General features: G+C 43.2%; 4 protein-coding genes and 1 pseudogene. 4 read left to right on the top strand and 1 reads right to left on the bottom strand.

Annotation, left to right across the window (positions count from 1 at the left end):
* The first annotated feature begins 84 nt into the window (after nucleotides 1-84).
* From JWG39_RS15660 to JWG39_RS15650, 3 genes are all read left to right on the top strand, one after another.
* Nucleotides 85-1,170: a hypothetical protein gene (locus JWG39_RS15660; protein WP_205220383.1), complete on the top strand. Its 1,086-nt coding sequence runs from the start codon at nucleotides 85-87 to the stop codon at nucleotides 1,168-1,170.
* Between the two features lie 199 nt (nucleotides 1,171-1,369).
* Complete coding sequence (locus JWG39_RS15655) at nucleotides 1,370-1,537, top strand: hypothetical protein (protein ID WP_205220382.1); 168 nt, start codon at nucleotides 1,370-1,372, stop codon at nucleotides 1,535-1,537.
* 326 nt (nucleotides 1,538-1,863) lie between these two features.
* The gene (locus JWG39_RS15650) at nucleotides 1,864-2,271 is read left to right on the top strand and encodes a transposase (protein ID WP_205220381.1); all 408 of its coding nucleotides are present in this window, start codon (nucleotides 1,864-1,866) and stop codon (nucleotides 2,269-2,271) included.
* Here the strand turns inward: JWG39_RS15650 and JWG39_RS15645 are convergent.
* Nucleotides 2,157-3,108, bottom strand: a pseudogene (locus tag JWG39_RS15645) (IS30 family transposase). The gene JWG39_RS15650 and the pseudogene JWG39_RS15645 overlap by 115 nt on opposite strands.
* A gap of 605 nt (nucleotides 3,109-3,713) precedes the next feature.
* Here JWG39_RS15645 and JWG39_RS15640 point away from each other — a divergent pair.
* The coding region (locus tag JWG39_RS15640; protein ID WP_205220379.1) for a DUF4347 domain-containing protein at nucleotides 3,714-6,643 on the top strand (2,930 nt) is incomplete at its 3' end.

The following is a 6,643-nucleotide window of genomic DNA, read 5'->3' as shown; positions in this document are numbered from 1 at the left end:
CAGTTTGGGCCATTTTTCGTCTGTGGCTTTTTATAGTTTCTTTTATGTGACGGGACATTGCAGCCTCCTTGTAAGGTTTTAATATTGCTTACAAAAAGACGATTACAATCGCATCGATATGTCAAGGAAAATTTTACCTTAACTTCTGAAATGTTTACGAAGACTTTTTTTAAAAACTACGCTATTGCTGGGTTTCAGGGGTGCCCGGGAATCGCTGGTACATTAACACGTAGTGATAGCTCCCTTCATCTATATTGGGATAAATATAAAATTAATGAATTTGATTTTTCTAACAATGAAGCCACTATATCTTTTAACTGCACTTTATGGGCAGAATGGAGAGGAGATGTCGCTACCAATCCAACCCTTTCTGTTCGTTCTAATTCAAGCGCTGCTGGCCCGGACGATACGATTACATTCCATCCCTTTGATAATATCGTTGTGGTTATCTCAGGAGAAAAACAGGACCCTTTTAAGCCTATTACTATTAATGACTCTGGGGAAGTAAATGGGCCGCTTGATGGCGATTGTTATGGTTTGTCACAGATTTCTTATGATCTCTTACAAATGGGATATGATGTTCATTATGTTGAGGAACCAGATGGTGTAGGATATGCAGATCTTAGCACTACAGATAATACTGAGCCGGGGTCGACTGAAAGTTTAGAGTCAGTCTTAAATGAAATAGTTGACGGAATTAATAATCGATCTGTAACTAAAATTGGTATGATTGGCTATAGCCATGGAGGTGGATCTGTTTATGACTTGGCCAAGGACCTTTCTGATATTGATTTTGGTGATACAGATAAATATAAACTTTTTACTGCTTATATTGATGCGGTTGAGCAAGCTAGAGTGACGTCTATGGCTGAGACTAGACGTCCTATTGGATCTGACTATCATTTAAATTTATATGAAAATAATCAGATAAGTCCTACTGAGGGTGGTCCTGGAGAAGATACAACACAGTCTGGTTTTGAGAGAAATGTCACTCTGGAAGAAGATTGGGGAACAGATCTTGTTCATGGCACAATTGATAACAGTCCAGAGGTTGAGGCTCGGGTTTTGAAAGAGATTACTGCTCTATTTCCTCTCGATACCACAAGTGATGAGGATATTATTTTGGCAGGGGTTTCTACTGTGATTCCTCTCGGGGATGACGTCGCGTAACATGATGCCTGGCACCTCAGTGGAGGCGTAGCACTTCAGTGAGGTCCCGAGAACTGAACTCTTAACCGTATTTTAAGCCCTGTTTTCCTCTCTTATAGTGCATAGCAGCTGAGTTGAGCTGGCATATACTGCTAACTTACTAATATATCGATAATTAGAAATTAAAAAGAGTATCGCTTCACCAGCCAGGACTATAGGCATGATACGAATTAGTGATTGTCGCAGCTGCAACGGTGGGATTATTTCGTATCCGGCAACCGTAACGGAAATGGCAACCGTTGCCGGATACGAAACAATGAAAATCCGCTGCACCTCAAAACCGATAAACCGGGCAATGATATCAGAGTATATGGTCACCTTTGAGTGACGCAGTATATAGGACGCGCGTCACCAGCAATGCGCAATGTTGTCGTGTAGAGCCCCACACAAGGCATGCCTTGTCTGATGGCATTGACAGTAGGGTTCCCTGAATAATCTTGTATTTCGTTCATATTCGAGGCACAGAAGAAAATTTACCACAGGTATATGTCTGATATCGGAGTTTGGCGCTTACCTCCGAGGATAAATTTTTGACGGTAACGAAGAAGATGGGCGACAGAACTGATTATCAATAATATTCACTCTGTCCATCTGTCAGGATACTTTTCGCTTCAAAAAATCAGTATAAATCCAAGGGCGAAGTGAGATGGAAGAATGTCCAAACGATACACCACAGAGTTCAAAGACGCTGTGATCAAGAAGATGATGCCACCTTATCCGACATCTGTTTCACAATTATGTAGAGAAACCGGAGTTTCGGGTGTTACACTCTACAAATGGAAAAAAGATTATCAAAACCAGGGGGTGGCTGTGCCAGCAAAGAAAAAGAAATCAGAGATCTGGAGCGCTGAGGATAAGTTGGCGACTATCATAGAGTCAGCCTCTTTTAACGAGATCCAACTCAGTGAATATTGTCGAAGAAAAGGGCTCTATAAAGAACGCTGGATTCAAGTAATAAGTGCAACACGTTTGCCAGTGAAGACTTCCAGCGGGGTTAGCCCTTTTAAGACCTTTCTCGGTGTCAAATTCAACAACAGAACTCCGTTGTCTATTTTCTCTTGAGACAGAGTCGCCATATCAATTTTTTTGGCCAAAGTCTTCTGAGTCTGCCATTAGTATTTTCATTTGTTCCTCTCTGCCAGCCTGCTATGGTTTTGCAAAAAAGACATCGATGGAATGGCGTGTATTGACTTTGGCGTGAGCCGCAAATTCGCTCCCATTGTCCAGAGTCAATGTTTCCTTACGACCCGTAATTGTGTCGAAAAGGCCATTTATAACTGAAGCAACCTCATCCTTGCACTTCGTCTGTGTTCGGGTACAAAGCGTGAAACGACTGGTACGCTCCACAAGGGTAACAATGGACGCATTCTGCCCATAAACAGTATCTCCTTCCCAATCTCCAATCCGCTTCCTCTCATTCACGATCTGAGGACGTTCTGCGATGTCTACGCGGTCAGGGATAAGAGAAACCCCGGCTCGTTTACGTTTCCCCCCTTTCCACCGACGTTTGCCATACTGTGGGAGATACGTGTGGAGTTTTCCTCCTTTTTGCCGGTCTTTATAAATCCAGTCATAAACCGCCGTATGGCAAACATGTTTTTGTAGAGGTAATTCAACAGAAAATCGAGAGCTTATAGAATTTGGGGACCACCCCAGTCGGAGCCACTTTTGTACAATCTGCAATACTTCAGGGTTTTGTTTTGTGACCTTCTCAGCAGATTTTCGTCTGGTCATCGCGATGACATGAGCAACACAGGGATCATAGATTCCTTCAAAAGAGTTGCGATTAATTTCACGTGAAATCGTATTTTTAGAACGATTCAACGTATCAGCAATATCAGCCTGAAATCTTCCTGTTTGAAGAAATGCACTGATCTGGTACCTTTCTAAAAGAGTGATCTGTTGGTAGCAAGGACTTGGGGCGCATTCCCATTTTCCCGGCTACCATAAGCCGGTTACCCATAAACATAAAAAGCAACAATATCAGTCCAGAAGAGAGTTTGTTGTGAAAAATAACACAAAATAAGCAAGTTAGAGCAATTAAGAGGCACGCCATTCCCATTTTCCCGGCAGGCTAAACCTAGCAAAATTGAGGGTTTTAGCTAATTTATGTCTGAAAATTTCACCTGGTTGAGGCGTAATGAGAGTTTATCTTAAAATTATACTGAAATGATTTGATGTATAACTGTTTGATTTTTTGTTTATTTAGTGAGTTTTAGCGGACAGTTCTTATTGACCGGGAAAATGGGAATGCGCCCAGGACTTGTACATCTGTGCATGGTAACCTCCGGTTAAGTTGTGGTGACGTAACCATACCGGCAGCTCACTCTTTTTCATAAAACGCTGTTGCACTTATTGTACTCATCCAGCATTCCATCAGGTTGTATTTTGTTGTTGTCATAAAATATGTATAATGAATTTGTTATTTCTGGTCACCACCTGGGTATGGTTAAGCTTTTATAGAAATTCTAAAATTCAGGTTAGCAATCCATTTTGGAGGTTATATGTCTACGCTTATTATTGTTGATGACAAGGTTGAAAATTATGAATCCCTGCTTCCCGGTCTTCCTGAAGACGCCGAAGTATTGTTTATTGATTCAACACATAACGGGGTAGAACAGATTGCTGACTATCTGGAAGATCGAGAGGGATATGACGCCTTGCATGTCATTTCGCATGGCAGCAGCGGGAATCTTTACCTTGGCAGAGACGTCGTTGACATTGAAAGCATGCAGGCACAAAAGGATGTATGGATCAAAATTGGCCAGAGTCTTAACGAGACCGGAGACATTTTTTTATACGGATGCAATGTGGCGGAGGGGGAAAAAGGGGAAACGTTTATCCAGCAATTGGCAGAATTTTCCTCTGCAGATGTGGCTGCATCCACCAACTCCACAGGCAGCGGCCTGCCAGAGAACGATTGGGTACTGGAAGCCAGTACAGGAAGCATTGAAACATCAGATTCCCTCAATATACTGGAAACAAGCTGGCAAGGTTCTCTGTCCTGGTACAACACGCTTGCAAGTGTCTCGTTGAGCACTCTCATCACTGACGCATTAGCAGATAGCATCTTTAATTTTCAGGAAGTTTTTAATCTGCTGGAAACAGCAGTTGAAGATGGAATCACGGCTTTTGAGTTCAGTGATCTTCAGACATTCTATGATAATTCCATCAGTTTATTTTCAAATGACTACGTGAGATATATTACAGATGCAGTGATTAACGGCAACCCCGCCAATGCGACATGGTGGGGAGGGACGTCATCGACGGATACTATCGGCAATCTTTCTGCTGGTTCCTCTGAATATGTTGGTGAAAGCTTGATCGACGAATGGTTCGAGGGTCTTGACCTTCCCGGGACTGCATACTCCTATGGAACAGCAACCGGCGACTTATTCGTTGATGGAGTCGCCGCTTCCGATGTTAACCAGGGCTCTCTGGGGGATTGCTATTTTGTCACATCCATGGGAGCTATCGCAGAATCACAACCACAATATATCTATGAGGCTTTTACTGAAAACTACAATGGAATCTATGGCGTCAGATTTTTTTACGAGGGTGAACCGATATACACAACGGTAAACGCAAGTATTCCTATAAACGGTAGTGGTGTTGTCTTTTGCGGCAATGATTCAGATGAATTGAGCGGTGAATCATGGACATCGCTTATGGAAAAAGCCTTCGTTCAGGTACAAGATCAATTACAGAATGATAGGGTTAATGATTACAGTACTATCAGCAGTGGCACTTCATATGCTATATCACAAATTACGAATCTTGAACAGAGTGCTTCTTATAAATTTACAGCAGATTCCGATCCTGTTTGGGAAAATGAAGCTGAAGACAGCCTCATAGAAGCATTGGATGCGGGTTCGATTGTCTACTTTGCTAGCGAACAGACTACTACTGATGATAATGGTTTGACATTATTTAAAGATTCTCATGCCTTTATGGTCTTGGGCTACAACTTGGACGACAACGACCAAGTCACCTTCACGATTCGTAATCCCTGGGGAGAGGCATCTTCTGATATGAATGCTCGGGCAAAATTTCAGGCCTCTATTGAAGACTTCTCGAACGGAATCGGGGGGACGAATTCGGACGGAACCGTAGCGGATCCTTACTCCATAGTCCGAATTTTTGATGTTGCCCCGACTTTGAGCAGTCTCACTCCAACTGACAACGCCACTGACGTCGAGGTAAACAGCAATATTACACTGACCTTTAGTGAAGCGGTCCAGGCGGGCACAGGCAACATCCTTATCTACAATGACAACGGCACGCTGGCCCAGAACATTGCAGTCACCGATGACCAGGTCACCTTTTCGAACGATACTGTCACCATCAACCCCACCGACGATCTGAGTTCCGACAGCAGCTACTACGTCAACCTTGCTGCTGGAGTGATCACTGATATGAGCGGCAACGACTTTGCTGGCATTAGCGGTTCAGACACGTATAACTTCACCACGTCTGAAGGCTATGATATAATTAACGGGACCACCGTTAGTGGTGGTGATGCAGGTGACTCTCGAACGGGAGCCACTGCGGTTTCACTAGACAGTAATGGAGATGCCAGCATTACAGGTTATGCTGGTGATAATGATTATTATAAGTTTGTCGCGCAAAGCAGTGGCACCGCGACCATTAGTTTAACGGGATTGAGTTCAAATATTGATTTAGATCTCAGGGAGAGCCCTGATGAGAACTCTGCGAACCCTATAGGATTGTTAGCTGTCTCACACCTGAGTGGAAGTTCCAGTGAATCTGTATCCTATAATCTCACCTCAGGAGAGACCTATTACGTCAATGTCGATCCTGATGGCACATCTACCTCAGATTATAATTTGAGTATCAATACAGTCGCTGCTGTCACACCTGTTCCCAGTACCAATAATGATATAATTAATGGTGAAATCGTTAGTGGTGGTGATGCAGGTGACTCTCGAACGGGAGCCGCTGCGGTTTCACTGGACAGTAATGGAGATGCCAGCATTACAGGTTATGCTGGGGAAAATGATTTTTATACGTTTGTTGCGCAACACCCTGGCACCGCGACCATTGATTTAACGGGATTGAGTTCAGATATTGATTTAAGGTTATTGAGCAGCTCTGGATCACGGTTGGATTCCTCCTCTTCGCATTCCTCATATTCGGGTGGAAGTTCCAGTGAATCTATATCCTATAATCTCACCTCAGGAGAGATCTATTACGTCAAGGTCGATCCTTATAAAAGTAATACATCAGATTATAATTTGAGTATCAATACAGTCGCTGCTGTTAATGATATAGTTAACGGTACCACTATCAGTGGTGGTGATGCGGGTAACTCTCGAACGGGAGCCACTGCGGTTTCACTGGACAGTAATGGAGATACCAGCATTACAGGTTATGCTGGGGAAAATGATTTTTATACGTTTGTCGCGCAACACCC

This window comes from Desulforhopalus vacuolatus (assembly GCF_016918505.1).
GTDB classification, from domain to species: Bacteria; Desulfobacterota; Desulfobulbia; order Desulfobulbales; family Desulfocapsaceae; genus Desulforhopalus; species Desulforhopalus vacuolatus.
Note: the sequence above shows the minus strand (reverse complement) of the source record. Positions and strands in the feature narration are given on the sequence as shown.

Bases quoted from the DNA above. Each gene is read 5' to 3' on its own strand.
- JWG39_RS15650 (WP_205220381.1), top strand. From the start codon at position 1,864: ATGTCCAAACGATACACCACAGAGTTCAAAGACGCTGTGATCAAGAAG.
- JWG39_RS15655 (WP_205220382.1), top strand. From the start codon at position 1,370: ATGATACGAATTAGTGATTGTCGCAGCTGCAACGGTGGGATTATTTCG.